Source organism: Corynebacterium faecium, assembly GCF_027257105.1.
Lineage (GTDB): Bacteria > Actinomycetota > Actinomycetes > Mycobacteriales > Mycobacteriaceae > Corynebacterium > Corynebacterium lehmanniae.
Genome location: NZ_JAPYJX010000009.1, coordinates 41,745 through 63,200 on the forward strand (window position 1 = coordinate 41,745; position 21,456 = coordinate 63,200).

Consider the following 21,456-nt stretch of genomic DNA (forward strand, 5'->3'; position numbering starts at 1 on the left):
AGAAGCATGAGCACCGTATTCAGCAAGATCATCGCAGGCGACATCCCGGGCCGGATCGTTTACCAGGACGACACCGTCGCCGCCTTCCTCACCATCGAGCCGGTCGCCTACGGCCACACACTGGTTGTGCCGGTGGAGGAGATCGACAAGTGGACCGACATCCCGGCGGACCTGTGGGCGCACATGAACGAGGTCGCGCAGATGATCGGCAGCGTCATCGTGGACAGGTTCAACGCGGAGCGCGCCGGCTACCTCATCGCCGGCTTCGAGGTGCCACACGCCCACATCCACGTCTTCCCCGCGAACGACATGTCGGGCTACACGCTGTCCACCGCGATGCGTCACGACGAGACCGACGCAGAGAAGATGGACGCCGCCGCGGAAACCATCCGCGAAGGCCTTAAAGCGCAGGAAGCGAAATAGTAAACGTCGAGCCCTCGCCCGGTGCGGTGGCCACCTTCACGGTGCCGCCGTGCGCCTCAATGAGGGACTTGGTGATGGCCAGGCCCAGCCCGGAGCCGCCGGTGGCGCGGTTGCGGGATGAGTCGGCGCGGTAGAAGCGCTCAAAGATGTGCTCCGCGTCTTTCGGGTCCATGCCGCAGCCGTTGTCGGCGACGTCGATGACCACGCGGTCGAGGTTCTTGCGGATGGTCACGGTGACCTCCGCGTCCGCGCCGGCGTGCTTGTAGGCGTTGGTGATCAGGTTCACCAGCACCTGGTGCAGCCGGTCCGGGTCGCCGTTGACCTGCGCGATGTCCGGGGTGTCCTTGATGATTTCCACGGAGCGGTCGGGGAACGCCGCGTCGACGGTGCTCTTTGCGGACAGCACCCACTCCAGCACGTCCATCGGCTTCTTCTCTAGGCGTGCACCTTCGGCGCGGGTGAGCGCCAGCAGGTCCTCCACCAGCAGCTGCATGCGGGCGGACTCTTCGTCGATCTTGCCCAGCACCATGTCTGGGTCGTTCGCCATGCCCTTGCGGTACAGCTCGGTGTAGCCTCGCACGCTGGTCAGCGGCGTGCGCAGCTCGTGCGAGGCGTCCCCGACAAAGCGGCGCATCTGTTCTTCTTGGGTGCGGGCGTTGTCCAGGGAGTCCTGCAGCTTGGACACCATCGTGTTCATGGCGTAAGACAGACTGCCCACTTCCGTCTCGCGTGGCCATGCGGGCACACGACTGTCCGTCTCGCCGTTCGCAATCGCCAACGCCGTGTTCTCCACGATCTTCAGCGGCGCCAGCGCACGGGCCACCATGTAGTTCGCGGCCACGCCGATGCCGAACAGCGCCAGCACACCGACCCCGGCTTCCACCCAGGCGAGCGCGCGCAGCATTTTCGTCTCGGTTTCCAGCGACTTGGCCACGTACTGCACAGTGCCGTCGGACTGCTGGTGGGCCATCGCCCGCCACTTCACGCCTTGGACTTTGTCGTCGACGGACGGGATGGTGGTTGGTTGGTCGAGGCGCTTCACCTTCGAGTAGTCCGGCGGGTTCACCGATCCCCTGCGCGGCACCAGCTGGTCGTGGCCGGGGTACAGGGTGGCCTGGTTGAACTCACTGGGCAGGCTCAGGATGTTGAACTGCCAGGCGGGGGTTTGCTGCGCCCACGTTGCCATGCCCTCGCGCAGTTGGTCGTCTGCGCGGTCGATCAAAAAGTAGCGCATGACAAAGTAGATCAGCACCGAGCTCAGCGCGATGCCGATCGTCGATGCGGCCATCACCACCGCGACAAGCTGCCGCTTGAGCGGCTTTTTCGACGGCGCCGTCAACACCGAATACGGCATGGCACTACTGGCGCGGGGTGCGCAGCACGTAGCCGACGCCGCGGACGGTGTGGATCAGCTGCACGTCGCCGGTGTCGACCTTGCGGCGCAGATACGAGATGTAGGACTCGACCACGTTGCCGTCGCCGCCGAAGTCGTAGTGCCACACGTTGTCCAGGATTTTCGCCTTGGACACCACGACCTCAGCGTTGAGCATGAGGTAGCGGAGCAGGTTGAACTCGGTGGGCGACAGTTCCACGATCTCGCCGGCCTTGGTCACCTCGTGGGTGTCGTCGTTGAGCGTCAGGTCCGCGTAACGCAGGGTGGTGTCTTCGTTGGCGTCCTCGCTGACGTTGCCGCGGCGCAGGATCACGCGCAGGCGGGTGATCACCTCTTCGAGGGAGAACGGCTTGGTCACGTAGTCGTCCGCGCCGATGGTCAGGCCGTGGATGCGGTCTTCCACCGCGTCCTTGGCGGTGAGGAACAGCACCGGCGCATCCAAGCCTTCGGCGCGCAGCTTGCTCAGCAGCTCGAAGCCGTCCATCTCCGGCATCATCACGTCGAGGATGTAGGCGTCCGGCTTCCAGGAATGCGCGAGTTCGATGGCTGCGGGACCGGAGTTTGCGGTCTCCACCTCGAACCCTTGGAACTTCAGGGAAACAGTCAACAGTTCCACAATGTTCGGTTCGTCGTCTACGACGAGCACCTTCAGGTTCTGCGAGTTGTCTGCCATGTCAATCACTTTCCGTTTCGTCGCAATTTCTGCGTTGCTAACAAGATAGAGCGATTAAACCGCACAAGTCTGCACGTTTCCTGTACGTCCACTGAATGGCTCTCGCGGACTTCCCCCGAAATGGCTCCCCGACAACAAGCCCCACAAAAAGAATTGGAGCTGGAGACGGTGCCTGAGGTCACGACATATTTGACGGGGTGTGCCTGCGGAAGGCGTTGTGATCCTTGACAGGTGAGTCGCGTCATTGTTGACACTTAGGGTTACCTCAGCCGTGTCGGTGACGCTTGACTGGTGAGTCGGGACATGTTTGACGCTATGAACAGTCCCAACCGTAATCTCGCCATCGTCAGAGCCGTCAGAGACCAAGGCGGCACACCCACCAGCGTCGCCAAGCGCTTTGGCATCTCACGCCAACGTGTCCACCAGATCCTCAACGCCTACGACGCAGGCGGCGCCGAGGCAATCGCACCGAAATCGCGTGCCCCTCACACCCACCCGCACGCCATCCCGGAAGCACTAAGCAACGACATCATCAGCATCCGCAAGCAACTCACCCGGCACGGACTCGACGCAGGACCCGAAACCATCGCCTACCACCTCGAACAGGCCGGCAAACGTGCCCCGTCAACTTCAACGATCCGCCGCATCCTCACCAAAGAAGGCTTGATCACCCCGCAGCCGCAAAAGAAGCCAAAAAGCTCCTACATCCGCTTCGAAGCCGCAATGCCCAACGAATGCTGGCAAGCCGACATCACCCACCTCTTCCTCGCCGACAACACACGAGTCGAAGTCCTCGACTTCCTCGACGACCACTCGCGATACTTGCTGTCAATCACCGCGGCCGCCGCATTTACAGGCCCCGCCGTCGCCGCCGAACTCACCCGCCTGATCGGCGCGTACGGCCCACCAGCATCCACGCTGACGGACAACGGTTTGGTGTTCACCGCCCGCCTAGCCGGGCGCAAAGGTGGAAGAAACGCGTTTGAAAAAGTGCTCGTCGCACACAAAATCCAACAGAAAAACGGCCGGCCCGGCCACCCCCAAACCCAAGGAAAAATTGAGCGGTTCCACCAAACCCTCAAAAAATGGATCAAGGCCCGACCCACAGCACAAACAGTTGCTGAGCTGCAACAACTCCTCAATGAGTTTCGCCAATACTACAACTGCACCCGGCCCCACCGCGCCCTGGGCAGACGCACCCCGCAGCAGGCATACACCACCGGAGTCAAAGCCACACCCAACGACAACCCCAAAGAAGAATGGCGAACCCGAAACGACACAGTCGACAAAAACGGCAAAGTCACCGTGCGCTACGCCGGCAAACTCTTCCACCTCGGCATCGGACGCGCCTACAAACACAAGAAAATTCTCATGGTCATCACCGACAACCACGTCATCACATCACTAGCCGAAACCGGAGAAGTCATCACCGAGCACTACATCGACACCGCCCGCGACTACCAAAAGGCCTACTGGAAACACGGCGACCCACCACTTCACCCCAAATGAACAAAACCGGCACCCCAGAACAAAAACAACTGGGATGCCGGTCCGTCCAGCATGTCGCGACTCATGCGTCAAGCATGACGCGACTCATGACATTGGAGCTGGAGACGGGACTTGAACCCGCAACCTACGGTTTACAAGACCGTTGCGCTACCAATTGCGCCACTCCAGCAGTGCAGCAAGATCTTACACATGCCCCGCACCTGCGACATAACTGCCCAACCGATAGTGTGAGCGTGTGGCAGAAGGTAACTCATTGTGGGACAGGATCTCCGGCTCGCGGCAGCGTGTGGCAACGATTGACGAGGCCCGCACGTCCCCGCCGCCGTCCGTCCTCGCGCCCATTAACTTGGCAGATCCCGCCGAGGTCGCGGCTGTGATGAACATCGCTGCGCGCATCGGGGAGATCCTCATCGCGAACGCGACCACGTCCGCGGATGCGGCGAAGCAGATCCACACGGTGTGTTCCTCCTATGGCCTGCACTACGTGCATGTGTCGATCACGGTGAACACGATCACGCTCAACACGATCATCGGCGTGGATCAGCGCACACCGGTGAATGTGTTCCGCGTGGTCACGATGATCAGCGAGAACTACCACAAGCTGCAGGAAGTGGACCGCCTGATCCGCTCGATCCGTTCCGGCGCGACCCCGCCGGAGATGGCCGAACGCATCCTCAACGACATCGACACCTCCCCGATCCCCCACCGCAACACCCGCAACCTCGCTGGCTGGACGGTGATGGGTTTCTTCGTGGCCATGCTGTTGGGCGGGGACCTGCTGATGATGACGGTCGGTGGCCTAACGGCCTTCCTCATCATGGGCTTCAACAAGCTGCTCTCGCGCGGCGGCCTGCCTGCGTTTTTCCATAACGTCATCGGCGGTTTCCTCGCCACGGTCCCGGCCGCAATCACCTACGACTTCTCGGCGTCGATCGGACACACAATTGTGCCCAGCCAGCTCATCGCGACGGGCATCATCGTGCTACTCGCGGGTCTGACGCTTGTGCAATCGCTTCTCGACGGCGTCACCGGCTCGCCCTTAAACGCCTCCGCCCGCTTCTTCTCGGCCATGCTGAACACCGGCGGCATCGTGGCTGGCGTGGCCAGCGGCGTGGCGGTCTCGGAAATGGTGGGCATGCCGCTGCCGCCGATCGAGCTTCTACCCGGCAGCGCCGCGTACTCGAACGCCCTGCTCACCGTGGTCGGCGGCGGGATGGCCGCGGCGGCGTTTGCGGTGTGCTGTTTCGCGGAGCGAGCGGCGATCATTTTGTCGTTTGTCACCGCCGCGCTCGGCTCCGCCTGCTACTACATCCTGCTCGCACCGCTGGGCTTGGGCAGGCTGTCGGCCACTGCGGCGTGCGCGATTGTGGTGGGCCTCGTCGGCGGCCTGATTTCCCGCCGGTTCTTGATCAACCCGGTGATCACGGCCGTGGCAGGCGTGACCCCGTTTCTGCCTGGCTCGTGGATTTACCGCGGCATGTACGCGTTGATGAATGAGCAGATGCTGCTAGGCATGATGAACTTGTTCACCGCCATTGGCACCTGCATGGCCTTGGCCGCCGGTGTGGTGTTCGGCGAGTGGGTTGCGCGCCGCATCCGCCGGCCGCAGCTGTATGTGCCGTACCAAGCGTTCAAGCGCGCCGGCCGCTTCACGTTCGAGCAGCTGCTCAGGGTGCGGCGACGCAGATAAGTTCATCGCGTAGGATGAAAACCCTTGACGCCTGATGGAAGAAGGAGAACGTAGTGCCACCCAAGATCACCGATTCGCGCCCTACCGCCGAGGCGATGCACGCTGTTGAGGAGCAGACGGCTTCGGGTGCCCGTCGGATCGTGGCAACGTACGCCGAGGATTTCCTGGACGGCGTAACCCTGATGTCCATGTTGGGGGTTGCCCCGAAGGGCTTCGTGTACAAGCGCTACGTGGAGGATCTGGAGCAGGAGGCCGAGGAGGAAGCTCCGAAGAAGGCCACCAAGAAGAAGGCGACCAAGAAGAAAGCCACGAAGAAGAAGGCGACCAAGAAGAAGGCTACGAAGAAGAAGACCACCAAGAAGGCGAGCAAGAAGGCCACCAAGAAGTCGACGAAGAAAACTGCCAAGAAGGCCTAGATGGGGGACAACGAGTTCGTCGTCGTGGCGAACCGCCTGCCGGTGGACAAGGTGGGAGACCACTACGAGGTCTCCCCTGGCGGCCTCGTCGCCGCCCTCGCCCCGGTGTTGCGTGCCCGCGAGGGTTGCTGGGTGGGGTGGCCCGGCAACATCGGGGAAACGCTTGAGCCGTTCGAGTTCGGCGGCATTTCCCTCTTGCCGGTCGCACTCGACCAGGACGATTTCGAGGGCTTCTACGAGGGCTTCTCCAACTCCACGCTCTGGCCGCTCTACCACGACCTGATCGTCCAGCCGGAGTACAACCAGGCCTGGTGGGACCGTTACGTCGAGGTGAACCGCAAGTTTGCGGAGGCGACCGCGAAGGCCGCCGCCGAAAACGCCACGGTGTGGGTGCAGGACTACCAGCTCCAGCTCGTGCCGGGGATGCTCAAAGCAATCCGCTCCGACGTGACCGTCGGTTTTTTCCTGCACATCCCCTTCCCCGCCCCGGCGTTGTTCCAGCAGTTGCCGTGGCGCGACGAGATCCTCGAGGGGTTGAAAGGCTGCGACCTGATCGGCTTTCAGCGCCACACCGACGAGGACAACTTCCGCCTGCTCACCGACGACATCCGCACCGGCACCTTCCCCATTTCCATCGATTCGGGGGAGATCGCAACTGCCACACAGCACCAGGTCGAAGCGTTACGCGACGCCGTCGGCAGCCCGAAGCACCTGCTGCTCGGCGTGGACCGCCTGGACTACACCAAGGGCATCCTGCAGCGCCTGCTCGCCATCGAATCGCTTCTGGAGGAGGGCAAGCTCGACGACATCGCCTTTGTCCAGATCGCGACCCCGTCGCGCGAGCGTATCGAGCACTACCGCACGACCCGCAAGCAGGTCGAGGAGGCCATCGGGCGTATCAACGGCCGCTTCGGCGAGGTGGGTCGGCCGGTCGTGCACTACGTGCACCGCAGCGTGTCGAAGGAGCACCTGGGCACTTTTTACGCCGCCGCGGACATTATGCTGGTCACCCCGTTCAAGGACGGCATGAATCTGGTGGCGAAGGAGTATGTGGCGGCCCACCCGGACGCGGACGGCGCGTTGGTGCTCTCCGAGTTCGCGGGTGCCGCCGTGGAGCTCAACCAGGCGTATTTGTGCAACCCGTTTGACTTGGAGTCCGTCAAGGAGGCGATCCTCGAGGCCACCGACCCGGACCCGGCGCGCATGCGCCACATGCACGATTGGGTGATGGAGCACGATGTGGCCGCGTGGGCGAAATCGTTCTTGGAGGAGCTGTGAAGCGCGCCCTCGCACTCATAACACTTTTTGCCCTGGCAGCCTGTGCGCCCGCCCCCACGTGGCAGCTCGTCTCGCTGCGCACCAGCGAGGACCAGCCCGCCACTGAGGCGTCAATCGCACGCGTGCGTATCGACGACCAAAGGTTCACCGGCACCACCGGCTGCGCCGACGTGTCCGGCTCGTTCGAGGGCGAAGACACCATCACGCTGGAAAACATCGCACTCGGCGACCCGGGCGATTGCTCCGGCTGGGCCCGCCACACCCACGACCAGCTAGAACATCTCCTCACCGAAAACACGACCTTCCAGGTCTCCCACCCCTCCGACTTCGAGATGATCCTCGTGGCCGACACCGGCGAAACGATAAGGCTGATGCGATGAGGCTCCTCGTCTGCCTGGATTTCGACGGCACCCTCGCCGAGCTCAACCCGGACCCGTACGCGGTCCGCATCCACCCACAATCAGAGGCCGCCATCCGCCGCCTCGCCGCCGTCCCCGACACCGAGGTGGCCATCCTCACCGGCCGCCACATCGAGGGCATTAAACAGGTCCTCCCGCAAAACCTACCCGTCACCCTCATCGGCTCCCACGGCGCGGAGCCGGGGCCGGCACTCTCCGACCAAGACCGCGCCTACCTCGACCGCATCGAAAGCCAGCTCAACACCCTCGCCACCGACGGCGCCTACGTGGAGGTCAAGCCGTACCAGCGCGTCCTCCACGTGGCACAAGTCCACGACCGCGATGTCGCAGCAACCATCCTCGCCGCGGCGAACGCCATCGACACGCACGGCCGGCCGACAACCCAGGGCCACAACGTGGTGGAGTTTTCCGCGGTGGAGATCACCAAGGGCACCTGGCTCAGCGCCTACAAGCAGGCCTTCGACCGCACGATTTTCGCCGGCGACGACGACACGGATGAGCACGCGATGGCGGTGCTCGAGGAACACGACCTCGGCATCAAGGTCGGCACGAAGCCGTCGCGGGCCACCCGCCGAGTCCCAAATATCGACGCCATGGCACAATTGCTCACCCAACTCGCCGACGAAAGGGAAGCATGGAGCGCCACGCGCTAGTCCACCAGGGCCACGAGCGCCGCTGGATCGAGATCGAAGGCACGACCAACACCCTCCTGCTGGTCTTGCACGGCTCGCTGCAATCCGGCAACGTGCTGCGCAACTTCACGGACCGCACCTTCGAGGGCCTCGGCCCCACCGTGGTCTACCCGGACGGCATCAAGCACCACTTCAACGACCTGCGCGCGGGCTTCAGCGAGGATGCGCGCCGCATGCGCATCGACGACGTCGGCTTCCTCACGAAACTTGTCGAGCAGTACAACACCGACACCGTCATCGGCTGCGGGTTCTCCAACGGCGGGCAGATGATCATGCGCCTGCTTTTCGACGCCCCAGGGCTGCTCACCGGCGCCGCCACCTTCGGCGCGTCGATGCCCACCGAAGACAACACCCTGACCACCGCCGACAACTACCAGCCGACGCAACTCCTGGCTGTGCAGGGCACAAAAGACAAGCTCGTGCCTTACGACGGCGGCATGGCCGGCATCGGCGGCAACAACCGAGGACCCACAAGATCCGCCACAAACTCCGCCGAGTTCTTTGCGGAACTGAACGGGTGCGTCGGCCACGAAACGTCGACAAGCGAAAAGCTCCGCGTCGACGATTGGGCCGGCGAGCACCCGGTCCGCCTCGTCTCCCTCGAAGGCGCTGGGCATATGGTGCCGGTGGACAAGGACCTCGATCCGCGCCTGGGCCACAACCCGAAGTCTCCTACCGGCGGGGAGCTTATCCGCGAGTTCTTCTTTGCCTAGCGAACTCGCTTAGCACCACGCCCGCGGCGACGGAGGCGTTGAGGGATTCCACCCAGTCCTCCATGGGCACGGACATGATCACGTCGCAGTTCTCGCGCACCAGGCGCGAAATCCCCTTACCTTCGGAGCCGACGACGATGACCACGTTGTCGGCGGCCTGGTCGAAGGTGTCCAGGGTGTGCTCGCCGCCCGCGTCGAGGCCGACGACGGTGTAGCCGTTGTCCTGGAACTGCTTGACGGTGCGGGTCACGTTGGTCACGCGCGCCACGGGCAGGCGGGCCGCGGTGCCTGCGGAGGTCCTCCACGCCACGCCGGTGACCTGCGCCGAGCGGCGCTCCGGGATGATCACGCCGTTCCCCCCGAAAGCAGCGGTCGAGCGGATCACCGCACCCAGATTGCGCGGATCCGTAATGTTGTCCAGCACCACGAACATGCCGGGGCCGTCCACGGACTCGAGCAAATCGTCCAAGTCGGCGTACTTGTACGGCTGGATCTTCAGGCCGATACCCTGGTGCATGCCGTTGCCGGTCATCGCGTCGAGCTGCTGGCGTGGCACCTCGTGCACCGGGATCCCCTTGGAGTTGGCCATGCCGACCGCCTCGCTCAGCCGCTCGTCGTGGCCGGTACCAGCGACCACGTACAGCGCTTCCGCTGGCACCTTCGCCTTCAGGCACTCCACCACCGGGTTGCGGCCGACCACCATGTCGGCGACTTCTCTATCGTGGCGTCCCTGCGCGCGGCGCTGGCGGTCCAGCTTGCGCTTGTGCGCGGCGTGGTAGACGCGGTCCTCCGCCTTCGGGGTCGCGCCCTTGCCGCGCAGCCCGCGGCGGCGCTGCCCGCCGGAGCCCTTCGTGGGGCCCTTCTTGTTCTTCTTTTGCTTGTCGGGCCGCTCGTACGGTTTCGCCATGATCTACTCCTTCACCTGCCACTGCGGCCCGTCGGCCGTGTCGGTCACCTCGATGCCGGCCGCGGCCAGCCGGTCGCGCACCTCGTCGGCAGTCGCCCAGTCCTTCTCCGCGCGGGCGACCGCGCGCCGCTCCAGCTCGGCGCGCACCAGCACATCGAGCGCGTTGCTATTGCTTGTCGACGACGGCCACGCCCCCGGATCCACACCCAACACCGCCGCCATCGCACGCACCTGAGCTGCGATAGGAGCGGGATCAGAAGATTTATTGCCCTCGCGCACCATGTTGTGGATCTCGGCGAGCGCCTTGGGCACTGAGAAGTCGTCGTTGAGCGCTTCGGCGAACCCGTCGGTCCAGGTCGTGGGCTCGGGCATGCCGGCGCGTTTGACGAATTCCTCGATGCGCCGGTAGCCAGCCGCCGCCTCCTGCAGAGCCTCGGGCGAGTACTCCAGGACGCTGCGGTAGTGCGCCGAGCCGAGGTAGTAGCGCAGCTCCACGGGGCGAACTTCCTCGAGCATGTTGTCGATGGACAGCACGTTGCCAAGCGACTTCGACATCTTCTCGCCCGCCATGGTCACCCAGTGGTTGTGCATCCAGAAGCGCGCAAAATTGTCGCCGGCCGCATGCGACTGTGCCTGCTCGTTCTCGTGGTGCGGGAACTGCAGGTCCAGCCCGCCGCCGTGGATGTCGAACTCGGAGCCGAGGTACCACGTGGACATTGCCGAGCACTCGAGGTGCCAGCCGGGGCGGCCCGGCCCCCACGGGGTGGGCCAGCTCGGCTCGCCCGGTTTGGCGGCCTTCCACAGGGCGAAGTCCGGGTCGTCGCCAGTCATATCCTCCAGCTTGTTGCCGGAGATCGAGCCGTAGTCCCCGCCGGCTTTCACCCAGGCGTTCACGTCGAAGTAGACGGAGCCTTCGCGGGTGTAGGCGAAGCCTGCGTCGATAAGCCGCTGCATGTAGTCGACCATCTGGGTGACGTGCCCGGTCGCGCGCGGCTCCACGGAGGGCGGCAGCACTCCGAGGGTGTCGTACGCGCGGGTGAACTCGCGCTCGTAGGTGGAGACCCACTCCCACCAGGGACGATTGTGCTCGCGCGCCTTGGTCAGGATCTTGTCGTCGATGTCCGTGACGTTGCGCGCGAACGCGACGTCGTAGTCGTTGGCCAAAAACCAGCGGCGGACGATGTCGAACGCGACACCCGAACGCAGGTGCCCGATGTGCGGTTTGGCCTGCGGGGTGGCGCCGCACAGGTAGATCGAGACGTGGCCGGGCCTAATCGGCTCGAAGTCGCGCAGCGTGCGGGTTTTGGTGTCGAAAATGCGTTGCTTCACAACACCGCAGTCTACAGAGACGACTCGTCCACCCTGAGCTCCGAGTAGCGCGCCTCCGGAACGCTGAACTCGTACTGCTTACCCACCGGCTCCCAGACCTGGTCCGCGCTGCACTTCACGTCCTGCGCGTCGCCGTCGAGCATGGTGAAGCCCCACACGAGCCTGCCCTGCTTGCCGGCGTCGAGGGTGTACGGGCCGACCACCTGGTTCAGCGACCAGGTGGCCTGGTGCACGTAGTTCCAGCCGTACGCGCGGGAGACGTTCTTCACCAGGTCACCCTTCGGTGTGAAGGTGCCGGAAACCTCCAGGGTCTGCACACGCTTCTGCTTCACGGTCTGCTCCACCGGCACCCGGCCTTCGGTGTCGTTGCCCACGCTCGCGGCGTCGGTCTGCTTGAACCAGCGGCGGGTCGCGTCGACGTAGGTGTCGGTGAGACCCGGGGTGGCGCAATGGCTGCCCGGGGCGAGGTCCTCGTTCCAGCGCTGCGGGAGCTCGAAATCGTAGGACTGCGCGTTGGCGGGGGCAGCAAACAGCAGCATTGCCGCCAGCGCAGGGATCACCCGTTTCATTTACGCACCCCAGTCGATGTTGTCGCGGGTGCTCACGCGGACGTGACGCTCCTTCGGCATCGTCGCGGTGAACGTGTTGCCGGCAGCTTCCCAGGTGCCGTCTGCGCCGCACACGGTCTCCTGGCCCTTGAAGTCAGAGACGATCCAGCCGGCCTGCAGCACGGCGGTCTTGCCTGGGGCGATGTTGTACGGGCCGACCTTTTCGCCGACCTCGTAGGACTGCTCGTTCGTGTAGCTGGTGGAGAAGGTGAACTGGATCAGCTTGGCCACGTCGAAGCTCAGGCCCGCGGTGACGTTCCAGGTCTTGGTCTTGGTTTCGGTGATGGAGCGGGTCACGGGCAGCGGCTCGTCGTTGTAGTTGGCCACGGTCCAGGTGCCGGCGGAGCCGTCGAAGTAGCTGCGGACGATCTCCACGGTCTGACCGCGGTCGCCCGGGTTGGCGCATTTGTCGCCGATGGTGGTCGGGTTCGTCTCGTCGTAGGTGCGCTGCGGCAGGGCGTTCGCGGCCGGGGCGAGAGCGATAACAGCGGCGGTGGTGAGCAGAGCGATGGTGCGTTTCATGGTTGTTCCTTAGAGGTAGGTTTGGGTGGGTACGGGGAGGTTGCGGTACTCGTCTGGGGTGACGTCGATGACCCGCTCGGTTCCGTCCTTGCTGGTTACGGTGGCTTCCGCCCAGAAACCGGACGGCGCCGCCGACTGCGGGTGCGTGACCACGCGGGAGTACTTGCCGTCGCGGCCGGCGGAGATTTCGCTGTAGTTGATGCGCGTCATCGTGGTGCCGTACTCGACGCGGACTCGGTCGCCCGGCTTCAGGTCGATGGGCTTCAGCGGGGTGTTCACCGGCATGTAGGCGCGCTTGACCGCACCGACGGAGGTGAGCCAGCCTTCCGGCAGCCGACCGTCTTCGCCCATCCAATTCAGGTACTGGTTGTTCTCCGCGCCGACGACGTAATCCGTCACCGGGCGGAAGGTGTAGTCGCCCTTGGACCAGTTCAGGAAGTCCTGCGAGTAGCCCGGCTTGCGGAAGGTCGGCGCGACCGCCTCGATGTCGTAGGGGTACCAGGACTTGTCGCCCTCGCGGGCGGGCTCGTTCAGCTGCGGCCACTCCTCGTCGCGGCGGAAGGAAGCATCAGGCTTCACGACGGCGTCCCGTTCCCCCGCCACCTTCTCCAAGCTCGGACCAGAGGTGGCGGTGTACGTGTCGCCGGCAGGCTTCGAGTTCGCGCCCTCAGCACGGGCGGGGATCTCCATGGCCAGGTTGGATACGGAGCCGTCCGCCTTGATGATGTACGCGAACGCGTAGCGCTCCGCCGGGCCGGTGCCACGGATGACGTTCGCGCCCGGGCCGTTGCGCAGCACGCCGTTGTCGCAGGTGACGAACATGGAGATGAAGTCCTTCTCCAGCACGCCGTAATCCACCCGGAAGGACTCGCCAGGGCCGAGCTCGATCGGGCCGAAGGTCTCGCCCTCGATCCAGCCGTTGGACTCCTTCAGGCCGATGTCGGCCTTCGCGGTGGTGTCCCAGCCGCTGGGCAGGGCCGCCTTCGAGTTGGCCTCGATCTTGCGGTTCGTGCCCGTCTCCACCGTCGCCGTGTAGGGCACGGTCTGGTCGGTGCGGTTGGTGAACTGGAGGGTGCCGTCCGCGAGGTAGCGGCGGGCGGTCTCGCCGTAGCGCCACTCGGGCGTGACACCGGCGCTGCACTCCGTGTCCAGGTTCTCAATGGGGTACCCCTGCGGCATCGCCGGGACCGCCGCCGCGATGGGGGCGTGGGCCACCGCGACCGTTCCAAGCACCGCAGCGAGCGCTGTACGTATTTTTCGCATGCGGTCACGATAAGCCGAAAACTCTCTGAACGGAAGCTAAAACCGCAGGTAGGGAACTTTAGTTACGAAATAGGGAACTTTCGTTCCACCAACGCCGTCGCGATGGCCGCGCGGCCCTCCCCGCTGCCGGTGAACCCCATGTGGTCCGTAGTCGTCGCCGAGACGGACACCGGGGCGCCGAGGGCCTCCGAGAGCACCCGTTCCGCCTCCTCGCGCACCGGCGACATCTTCGGGGTCTGGCCGATCAGTTGGGCGGAGACGTTGACGACGCTGTGGCCGTGGGCGTCGAGAAGCTCTTTGAGCTCCTGCAGAAGCTGGACACCTTTCACCCCGTCGTACTCCGGGCGGCCGACACCGACGAAGGAGCCCAGGTCGCCCAGGCCGGAGGCAGACAACACGGCGTCGACGATGACGTGGCTGACCACGTCGCCGTCCGAGTGACCCTCGCAGCCGTCCTGGCCTTCGTGGAGGATGCCGGCGATCCAGCATTCTTTCCCGGGTTGGATCTGGTGGGCGTCGAACGCCGTGCCTACTCGAAGATTTGTCATAGGTACGACGCTACTTCAGGGTCCGGCGGATAGTCGCGGATGGCGTAGTACTCGTGCATCTCCGCGCACTCCACTTCTCTCCAGTGCCATTCCAGCGCGGCGAGGATATCCAAAGGGTCCTCCGGCTGCTTTTTCGGCGGGTACTCGAATGTCATGCCGAACCGGTCCTCCAGGGCGTGGATGGTGGCCATGCATGCGTCGTAGTCGAGGTCGTTTTCGTACTTCTCCACCGCGGAGTGACACCGGTTGTAGAACTCCGCCCGGTCCTTGCGTTTCTGGCGCCGTTTCTCCAGCGTCGTCTTCCATCTCGGGTTCGTCGGCTGCAGGTAGTCGGTGATGAACCCTTCCGGCGCCGAGACCTGGAAGGTGCCGTCCGCGTGCAGCCACACAATTTCGCCGGTGACAGGGTCTGGCACGTAGTACACGCGACGATCGGTTTTGATGTTGTGGTGGTGTGCACACAGGCTGAACAGGTTGGACACGGTGGTCTTGCCGCCCTCGTCGTACGGGATGCGGTGGTCCAGCTGGCAGTTTTCGGCCTTCACGTTGCAGCCGGGCCAGAGGCAGACCCCGTCGCGGGCCTGCACCAGCGCGCGGATGGCGGCGGTGGGCACGTATGCCTCGGTTTCGGCGTGCTCGGCTTCGTCCAGGTCCACGATGTGGGGCGGGTTGTCCTCCAGCATCTGCTCCACCGCGGCGGTGCCGTCGGCGTCCGTCCAGCCGAAGTTGGGAATGTAGTAGGAGCTGCCCGGCGTTTTCGAGGTGAACATGTAGAGCACGACCTTGGGCGTCGCGCGAATGTCACCGGTGAGGATGGCCTTGATCGCGTCGTCCCGCGAGAGCTTGTGCTCGCGCGCCACTTGTTCGGTGTAGCGCTCCATCAGGCCGACCGTGGCGGGATCGCCCTCGACGTTCAGCCCCGCGTCGCCGTCGTCCTGGCCGTAGAAGTGGCTCCGGCAGGTGCCGAACGGCATGTCTTTCTCTTTCTTCCGCTCCTTGATCTTCTTTTGGTTCGGCGCGAGGTCGGAATCGATGCGCTGGATCCGCTCGCGCAGGCGGCGACGCAGCGAGCTTGGCGACGGCAACTCCGCCCCCACCCGCCGCGGCGTGAACACCTTGACCAGGTACTCATCCATGTCCGCGAGAATGTCTGGCGTGGCCAGGTCATTGAGACGGTTCAGTGTGGACTCGATGGCCGACAACCTCCGAACGTCCAACCTGCGGGTCTCCTCCTGCAGCGCACACAGCTTCGGCAAATCCGCCAGCACTGAGTACCCGAGGATCCCGCTTTCAGCCCAACTCTGGCTCTCGCCGACTGCCATCGCGATGGAATAGGCCTCTAGTTCGAAGTCCTCTACCTCCACCAACGGTTTGGCGTACCGGTGAAAGATTGCAAACTCCGCTTCCCGCATCGCCTGGCCTGCAGCTGCGACCGGACAACCTTCCTTTTCTGTGACAAATGTTCCGTTCATGTCTCACCCTCCTTCCCGAAACTAATATCGAACATAATGCCGACCAGCAACCAGAGTCAAGGGTTTTCAAAACTTTTTTCGGCAACTTTTTCGAACGCCTAAAAACGCGAAAATCCCCCGCGCATACCTATAGCAAACGACCCCGACACGGGCCCTAGACTGCGCCGACCACGCTTTCCGCGAGCTTCAGGTCCAGCGGGGTGGTGATTTTGAACGCCATGGGATCCCCCTCTACAGACACCACCGGCACCCCGAACCACTCCATCAACGAGGCGTCGTCGGTGGCGACAAACGCAGGCGTTTCGGCGAGGTACTTCTCGTTCGCGTCACGCAGCATCCGCAGGTCAAAGCCCTGCGGCGTCTGGGCGGCGCGCAACGCGGACCGGTCCAGGGTTGCTTCGATAGTCTGTCCCGATACCCGCTTCACCGTGTCCGCAACCGGCACCACCGGCACGACGGCGGGAGCGCCACCCAGCACCGCGTCGACCACGCGCGAGACCATCGCGGCGGGGGTTAACGCGCGGGCGGCGTCGTGGACGACCACGCAGGCGTCGTCAAGCGTAATTGCTTTGAGCGCAGCGAAGATGGAGTCCGCGCGCTCCGCGCCCCCGTGCACGAATTGGACCGTATAGTCCGCGAGAAGTTCGCGGGCGCGCGCTTCCATTGACGGGCTGACTACCACGACGACATGGTCGACGACCTCGGACATCGTGGCCACGGAGCGCTCGAGCAGCGTGCGGCCGCCGAGCTCCACGTACGCCTTGGGCACCTCGGCGCCGAGGCGGGTTCCCTGGCCGGCGGCGGCGACGACCGCCACTGTTTCGCGGCGCAATTTACTTGTCGTCATCCTCGTCGTCGAAGGAGAGGTCGTCCAGATCCACCTCGTCATCGTCGTCGACCTGGCCCGGATCCTCGGAAATACCGGCCTTGACCTGCGCGTCGATGATGGCCTGGATCTGCTTTTCCATCTCCTCGACCTTCTTCTCGTCCACCGGCTCCGCCAGCGCGAGCTCGCCGACGAGAATCTGCCGCGCCTTGCCCAGCATGCGCTTTTCACCTGCGGAAAGGCCCTTACCCTGGTCGCGGCGCCAGAGGTCGCGGACCACCTCGGCCACCTTATTGATGTCACCGGACGCGAGGCGCTCCTGGTTGGCCTTGTAACGGCGGGACCAGTTGCCCGCCTCCTCCACATCGGTCTCGCGCAGCACGGAGAACACCTTCTGCAGGCCTTCCTCGTTGACCACGTCGCGCACACCGACGAGCTCGGAGTTCTTCACCGGAACGCGCACTTCAAGGTCCGAGTGGAGAATCTGCAGCACCAGGTAATCGAGCGTCTCCCCGCGCATCTCGCGCTGCTCGATGTCGGCGATGCGGGCCGCTCCGTGGTGCGGGTACACGACCACTTCTCCGACCTTGAATTCCATTGCGGCTCCTTGCGTCGTTAGGCGAAGTTCAGACCCCAACACCCTACCACCGAGCATTTTGCTTCTCGACGACCAAAGGTCGGCTCGCCCAATAGGGGGAGCAAGTGGGAAAACTTACTGTGCAGACGCTAGAGTAAGGCGGAGAAAACCCTCGAATGAGTTTGATGATGGAGGACACCCCCGTGAAGTCCCTGAAGCGCGTCGCTGCCGCCGCCGTCGCTGGCTGCGCCACCCTGGCCCTCGTCGGCTGCTCCGCCGGCCAGATCACCCAGACCTCGAACCAGGTTGCGGCCGTTGACGGCGCAAGCGCCTCCACCGAGGACGGTTCCGTCGCCGTGCACGACGTGACCGTGGTGCTCGCTGAGGACGGCCAGGCCGCACTGAAGTTCACCGCCACCAACCAGGACACCTCCATGAAGGACCACACCTTGAAGTCCGTGGAAGTTGACGGCAAGCCGGCGACCGTTTCCAGCACCTCCGCAATCGCCTACAACTGCGCGCTGGTCGCGGATTCCAAGGACGGCCTGGAGCGCATGCCGCAGGACAAGAACGACAACTGCATCGAGTACACCGCCACCTCCCTGGTGAACGACGGCTTCGCCTACGGCGGCAACGTCCCGGTCACCTTCAAGTTCGATACCGGCTCCGTGGACGTGGACGCGACCGTGTCCGCCCCGACGCTGGCTTCCGGCCAGGTGGACCGCGAGGTTTAGTTCCTCTTTCAGAATTTGCCGCTGGCTTGACCAGCGGTTTTTCGTGTTCGAACGCCGTGTCGGGGCCGTGTTATACGGTGTGCCGCATGGCAAAGAAACCCCGTGTGATCCACACCTGCACCGAGTGCGGTTACTCCTCCCCCAAGTGGCTCGGCCGCTGCCCCGAGTGCGGGTCCTGGGGCACGCTCCAAGAAGAGGCACCGGTTGCGTCGGGGCCGGTGAAGACGTCCTCGCTGACACCGTCGGCTCCCGCGAGCCCGATCACGAAGGTGGAGGCCGCGGCGACGAAGACGGTGAAGTCCGGCATCCGGGAGCTGGACCGCGTGCTCGGCTCCGGTGTGGTGCCCGGCTCCGTGGTGCTGATGGCGGGCGAGCCCGGTGTGGGCAAGTCCACGCTGCTGCTGGAGGTGGCGTCGCGGTGGGCGAAGCAGGGACGCAAGGCGCTCTACGTCACGGCCGAAGAGTCCGCGGGCCAGGTCCGGGCCCGCGCCGAGCGCACCGAGGCGCTGGTGGACACGCTGTACCTTGCCGCAGAGTCCAACCTGGACGTGGTGTTCGGGCACGTGGAACAGCTGAAACCCTCGCTGCTGATTGTGGATTCGGTGCAGACCATGCACGCCGCCGGCGTCGAAGGCGTGGCCGGTGGCGTGGCGCAGTCCCGCGCGGTGACGGCGGCGCTGACCACGCTGGCCAAGACCACGAACATCCCGGTGCTGTTGGTGGGGCACGTGACCAAGGACGGCAACGTGGCCGGCCCGCGCGTGCTGGAGCACCTGGTGGACGTGGTGTTGAACTTTGAGGGGGACAGGCAGTCGTCGCTAAGAATGCTCCGGGGCATTAAGAACCGCTTCGGCGCCACCGACGAGGTCGGCTGCTTCGAGCAGACCTCCGGCGGCATCCGAGAGGTGCCGGACCCGTCGGGGCTGTTCCTGTCGCACCGCGGGCAAACGCCGGACGGGTCGGCGGTGACGGTGGCGATGGACGGCGTGCGCCCCATCCTCGCCGAGGTGCAGGCGCTGACCGTGGACCCGGTGAATAAGAGCCCGCGGCGCGTGGTCACCGGCCTGGATTTCAACCGGGTGCCCATGGTGCTGGCGGTGCTGCAGGCGCGCTGCGGGGAACGCACGAACGACAAGGACGCCTATGTGGCCACCGTCGGCGGGGTGAAGATCACGGAGACGGCCACGGACCTCGCGGTCGCGCTTGCCACTTGGTCGAGCTTGCACGAGAAGCCACTGCCTGCGAAAACGGTGGTTGTGGGCGAGGTGGGGCTGGCGGGAGAGATCAGGCGCGTGCCCAACCTCGGCCGGCGCCTCCAAGAAGCGGCGCGCATGGGCTACACCGGCGCGATCGTGCCTGCCGGTGAGAAGCTGTCTATCGACGGCCTGACGGTCCGCCCCGTCTCCACCCTCGCGGAGGCGCTGTCCTTGCTACAGTAGGCGCCATGAATGAGGGGGAAATTCAGCGGGCTATTCACGTGCTCCGCGAACACACGGCAGATCCAAACCATGTTGTTGCAGTAATTGAGACGGCGACGTTTCTGTTGCGGGGAGGGCTGCAAGACCAGGCGTTGGGCCTCGTATCCGGCACCGAGCCGTTCATCGAGTATCCGGCGGAGGCGATGGGCGCCCTCGGGGAATTCTTCGCGGTCGCGGCCGAGGCGGGGCTGGGGGAATATCCGCTCGTGCGGTTCACCTCCCCGCGCTGGCCGGGCACAGACCCGCAGGTGGCGTCGCTGGCGAAGGCGTTCGAGGGACGGTACAAGCGGGTGGAGGAGTCTTGCCTCGACCTGGCGGATTTCGCGGACACGGTGGTGTTTTCGTTGACGGCCCCCGTCGGGACGCACCTGCCGGAGCCGGACCAGCTGGTGGAGCAGGTGATGGTGCTGCAGGACCTGGACCTGGGCACGGAGCAGGCCCGCCAGATCTTCGACGCGGCCGGCGCGGTGGCGTTCCACCCGTCGCTGGACTACGTGGTGGTGTTCCAGCTCGCGCTGCTTGCCGACGAGGCGCGGCGTCCCCTGGACACCTTAGCGTTTCTGGACGCGCTGTCGCAGCTGCCGGAGCGAATCTGTCCCGGCATGGAAGAGATAGATCTCGCACTGGTGAAGGCCGCGAACTACATGGACCTGGGCGCCACTCGCGACGCCGCGGCGTGCCTGCTGCGGGACACCGCCGGTGCAGACCCGGACACCGCGCTGCGCCGGTATTCGCTGGTGATGCGCAGACTGCTACGTGCAGACGAGTTCGACGCCGCGCTGTACTTGGTCTCCCCCACCCAGGACATTGTGGACGCGGGGCAGGGTGCGCCGTGGTGGCGCCTGCAGGGGGCGTCGGCGGTGGCGCAGTGGGTCGCCTCCGCGGCAGACCCGGGGTTCGGCGAGCTGTGGCCGTCGGCGCGGGGCCGGCTTGAGCTCGTGTTTTCCGAGTACGTGGACAGCGGCGGGGCGGAAAGCTTGGGCGCGCAATACATTGGCAACGTGGTTACAGCGCTGCAAAAAACGCAGCGAGCCGAAGAAGCGGTGGATCTGTCGTCGTGGGCGCTGCCGGTCGCCGCAGAGTCGAACAACCCGCGGGAGACGCTGTTTACGCTGTGCGACAACGCAGTGTCGCTGTTTTGCTGCGAGCGCTTCGCGGAATCCGCGATGGTGCTTGAGTCCGTGCACCAGCGGGCGCGCGAGGTGGGCGACGCGGAGGCCATGGGCTGGGCCGTGAACTACCTGCGCGACTTCGGGGTGTTCTCGGGATCACCCGCGTATTCGCAGGCGCTCAAGCGGCTTAGGTGATGTTGAAGGGGCTGGCGTCGGAGGCGTTGTCTCCGATCACGCCGTGCAGGAAGTAGGAACCGGCCTTCACTTCCGGACGGTTGTCGCACTGCCCCGGCTGCGATGCGGTGGCGGACCAGCGGGCCTCCCAGCGCCGCTTCTCGCCCGGCGCGAACTCGACGGAGCCGGCGGCGACTGGCGGGTAGCAGTCGGTGTCGGACCAGATGCGGTCGTTGGTGGCCATGTCGTAGACCTCGAAGCGCAGCAGGTTGTTGTCCAGGTTGATCACGCAGTCGGTGTCCGTGGGGTTTTCCACCTCCATGTAGAACACCGGCTGGACCCCAACCGCATACGAGGGCTGGTTGCTGGACGCGTGGATTTGCAGGTCAGCCAGCTCGCAGCTGCCCTTCTTCACCGGGGCGGCGGCGGTTTCCTCGGTCGGTTGGGTGGGTGCCTCCGAGGATGTCGGTGTCGTGCTCTCCTCGGAAAGCTGCACCGTCGGCTCGGTGGCCAGGGTGGTGGACGGGGCTTCCGCCACGGTTTCGGGGGTGTTTTCCGTCTCGTCCGTCTTTCCGCTGCGGGCGAACGCGGACAGGCCCCACACCAAAAGCGCCACAACCACCAGCAGGATGACGAGTGCCGCCACGCGGCGGCGCATGTAAATCTCTGGAGGCAGTGGGCGCTGGTTCGACATGCCTAT

The 21,456-nt window shown here is 64.8% G+C and carries 23 protein-coding genes and 1 tRNA gene; 11 read left to right on the top strand and 13 right to left on the bottom strand.

The annotated features are described in order from the left end of the window. Nucleotides 1–6: 6 nt before the first annotated feature. A complete protein-coding gene (locus O5O53_RS10655) occupies nt 7–423 on the top strand; it encodes an HIT family protein (RefSeq protein WP_181889048.1) in 417 nt (138 codons plus the stop codon). Here the strand turns inward: O5O53_RS10655 and O5O53_RS10660 are convergent. Beyond that, complete coding sequence (locus O5O53_RS10660) at nt 401–1,777, bottom strand: sensor histidine kinase (RefSeq protein ID WP_269511920.1); 1,377 nt, start codon at nt 1,775–1,777, stop codon at nt 401–403. The genes O5O53_RS10655 and O5O53_RS10660 overlap by 23 nt on opposite strands. Nucleotides 1,778–1,781: 4 nt before the next feature. Next, nucleotides 1,782–2,489, bottom strand: a complete 708-nt coding sequence (locus tag O5O53_RS10665; protein WP_181889050.1) for a response regulator transcription factor — start codon at nt 2,487–2,489, stop codon at nt 1,782–1,784. Nucleotides 2,490–2,804: 315 nt separating this feature from the next. Here O5O53_RS10665 and O5O53_RS10670 point away from each other — a divergent pair, with 315 nt between their 5' ends. Continuing rightward, nucleotides 2,805–3,998, top strand: coding sequence for an IS481 family transposase (locus O5O53_RS10670; RefSeq protein ID WP_269512025.1), 1,194 nt, complete (start codon nt 2,805–2,807; stop codon nt 3,996–3,998). A gap of 93 nt (nt 3,999–4,091) precedes the next feature. Here the strand turns inward: O5O53_RS10670 and O5O53_RS10675 are convergent. Next, a tRNA-Thr gene (locus O5O53_RS10675) sits at nt 4,092–4,167 on the bottom strand. 66 nt (nt 4,168–4,233) lie between these two features. On the opposite strand from O5O53_RS10675, the gene thrE reads away from it, so the two are divergent. The 6 genes from thrE to O5O53_RS10705 are packed head-to-tail and all read left to right on the top strand — an operon-like array spanning nt 4,234 to nt 9,206. Next, entirely contained in the window at nt 4,234–5,688 is a 1,455-nt protein-coding gene (thrE, locus tag O5O53_RS10680) for a threonine/serine exporter ThrE (RefSeq protein WP_269511921.1), read from the top strand. Nucleotides 5,689–5,741: 53 nt separating this feature from the next. Continuing rightward, the gene (locus tag O5O53_RS10685) at nt 5,742–6,104 is read left to right on the top strand and encodes a hypothetical protein (protein WP_269511922.1); all 363 of its coding nucleotides are present in this window, start codon (nt 5,742–5,744) and stop codon (nt 6,102–6,104) included. Then, the gene (locus O5O53_RS10690) at nt 6,105–7,382 is read left to right on the top strand and encodes an alpha,alpha-trehalose-phosphate synthase (UDP-forming) (protein WP_269511923.1); all 1,278 of its coding nucleotides are present in this window, start codon (nt 6,105–6,107) and stop codon (nt 7,380–7,382) included. It abuts the gene before it with no gap. After that, complete coding sequence (locus tag O5O53_RS10695) at nt 7,379–7,762, top strand: META domain-containing protein (RefSeq protein ID WP_269511924.1); 384 nt, start codon at nt 7,379–7,381, stop codon at nt 7,760–7,762. The genes O5O53_RS10690 and O5O53_RS10695 overlap by 4 nt, the downstream gene beginning before the upstream one ends. Beyond that, a complete protein-coding gene (locus O5O53_RS10700; RefSeq protein ID WP_269511925.1) occupies nt 7,759–8,454 on the top strand; it encodes a trehalose-phosphatase in 696 nt (231 codons plus the stop codon). The genes O5O53_RS10695 and O5O53_RS10700 overlap by 4 nt, the downstream gene beginning before the upstream one ends. Next, entirely contained in the window at nt 8,436–9,206 is a 771-nt protein-coding gene (locus tag O5O53_RS10705) for a CE1 family esterase (RefSeq protein WP_269511926.1), read from the top strand. The genes O5O53_RS10700 and O5O53_RS10705 overlap by 19 nt, the downstream gene beginning before the upstream one ends. Here O5O53_RS10705 and rlmB read toward each other — a convergent pair. The 9 genes from rlmB to O5O53_RS10750 form a co-directional block, all read right to left on the bottom strand. After that, a complete protein-coding gene (gene rlmB, locus O5O53_RS10710; RefSeq protein ID WP_269511928.1) occupies nt 9,181–10,113 on the bottom strand; it encodes a 23S rRNA (guanosine(2251)-2'-O)-methyltransferase RlmB in 933 nt (310 codons plus the stop codon). The genes O5O53_RS10705 and rlmB overlap by 26 nt on opposite strands. Nucleotides 10,114–10,116: 3 nt before the next feature. Continuing rightward, nucleotides 10,117–11,442, bottom strand: a complete 1,326-nt coding sequence (gene cysS / locus O5O53_RS10715) for a cysteine--tRNA ligase (protein WP_269511929.1) — start codon at nt 11,440–11,442, stop codon at nt 10,117–10,119. Nucleotides 11,443–11,453: 11 nt separating this feature from the next. Continuing rightward, nucleotides 11,454–12,011, bottom strand: a complete 558-nt coding sequence (locus tag O5O53_RS10720; RefSeq protein ID WP_269511930.1) for a hypothetical protein — start codon at nt 12,009–12,011, stop codon at nt 11,454–11,456. Further along, complete coding sequence (locus O5O53_RS10725; RefSeq protein ID WP_269511931.1) at nt 12,012–12,572, bottom strand: hypothetical protein; 561 nt, start codon at nt 12,570–12,572, stop codon at nt 12,012–12,014. Between the two features lie 9 nt (nt 12,573–12,581). Then, complete coding sequence (locus O5O53_RS10730) at nt 12,582–13,835, bottom strand: hypothetical protein (RefSeq protein ID WP_269511932.1); 1,254 nt, start codon at nt 13,833–13,835, stop codon at nt 12,582–12,584. Nucleotides 13,836–13,897: 62 nt separating this feature from the next. Further along, entirely contained in the window at nt 13,898–14,383 is a 486-nt protein-coding gene (gene ispF, locus O5O53_RS10735; RefSeq protein WP_269511933.1) for a 2-C-methyl-D-erythritol 2,4-cyclodiphosphate synthase, read from the bottom strand. After that, nucleotides 14,380–15,855, bottom strand: coding sequence for an HNH endonuclease signature motif containing protein (locus tag O5O53_RS10740; RefSeq protein WP_269511934.1), 1,476 nt, complete (start codon nt 15,853–15,855; stop codon nt 14,380–14,382). Before O5O53_RS10740 ends, ispF begins: the two co-directional genes overlap by 4 nt. Nucleotides 15,856–16,009: 154 nt before the next feature. Beyond that, on the bottom strand, nt 16,010–16,702 hold the full coding sequence (gene ispD, locus O5O53_RS10745) for a 2-C-methyl-D-erythritol 4-phosphate cytidylyltransferase (protein WP_269511935.1): 693 nt from the start codon (nt 16,700–16,702) through the stop codon (nt 16,010–16,012). Further along, the gene (locus O5O53_RS10750; protein ID WP_181889064.1) at nt 16,689–17,279 is read right to left on the bottom strand and encodes a CarD family transcriptional regulator; all 591 of its coding nucleotides are present in this window, start codon (nt 17,277–17,279) and stop codon (nt 16,689–16,691) included. The genes ispD and O5O53_RS10750 overlap by 14 nt, the downstream gene beginning before the upstream one ends. 167 nt (nt 17,280–17,446) lie before the next feature. Here O5O53_RS10750 and O5O53_RS10755 point away from each other — a divergent pair, with 167 nt between their 5' ends. The 3 genes from O5O53_RS10755 (at nt 17,447) to O5O53_RS10765 (ending at nt 20,777) form a co-directional block, all read left to right on the top strand. Then, nucleotides 17,447–17,992: a hypothetical protein gene (locus tag O5O53_RS10755; RefSeq protein WP_269512026.1), complete on the top strand. Its 546-nt coding sequence runs from the start codon at nt 17,447–17,449 to the stop codon at nt 17,990–17,992. Nucleotides 17,993–18,078: 86 nt separating this feature from the next. Then, nucleotides 18,079–19,431 carry a DNA repair protein RadA gene (gene radA / locus O5O53_RS10760; protein ID WP_070844591.1) on the top strand — a complete coding sequence of 451 codons (1,353 nt, stop codon included), beginning with the start codon at nt 18,079–18,081 and terminating at the stop codon, nt 19,429–19,431. A 5-nt stretch (nt 19,432–19,436) separates the two neighbouring features. Beyond that, nucleotides 19,437–20,777 (top strand): hypothetical protein, encoded by a 1,341-nt coding sequence (locus tag O5O53_RS10765; RefSeq protein WP_269511936.1) that lies wholly within the window; start codon nt 19,437–19,439, stop codon nt 20,775–20,777. Here O5O53_RS10765 and O5O53_RS10770 read toward each other — a convergent pair. Then, entirely contained in the window at nt 20,770–21,450 is a 681-nt protein-coding gene (locus O5O53_RS10770) for a hypothetical protein (RefSeq protein ID WP_269511937.1), read from the bottom strand. The two genes, O5O53_RS10765 and O5O53_RS10770, sit on opposite strands and share 8 nt — an antisense overlap. Between the last annotated feature and the right edge of the window lie 6 nt (nt 21,451–21,456).